This window comes from Nocardioides sp. R-C-SC26 (genome assembly GCF_021246465.1).
GTDB lineage: Bacteria > Actinomycetota > Actinomycetes > Propionibacteriales > Nocardioidaceae > Nocardioides.
Genome location: NZ_JAHRHK010000063.1, coordinates 1 through 324 on the forward strand (window position 1 = coordinate 1; position 324 = coordinate 324).

General features: G+C 71.9%; 1 protein-coding gene. It reads right to left on the minus strand.

Annotated elements, in window-relative coordinates:
• Positions 1 to 324: metal ABC transporter permease (locus KSO97_RS17445; protein ID WP_232681948.1), on the minus strand; the 324-nt coding region annotated here is incomplete at both ends.

Consider the following 324-nt stretch of genomic DNA (forward strand, 5'->3'; position numbering starts at 1 on the left):
CGCTCGCCGGCGGGCCCGCCGTCGAGTCCAGCTGCCGATGGGCCACGTGAGGACGAAGCAGGCGAGCGCCACCATGATGATCGCGGGTCCGGGTGCCACGACGGTGCTCGGCGGCACCATCGCCGACCCCACGAGGCCGCCGACCGAGGCGACGACGCCGAGGCCCATCGCAACTCCCAGCGTCCGACGAAATGATGTCGTCAGCTGCTGCGCGGTGGCCACGGGGACGACCATCAGGGCCGAGACCAGCAGCAGCCCGTCCGTGCGCATCGCCACCGTCACGCTGACCGCGGCGAGGACGGCGACCAGCAGGTTGTAGTACCG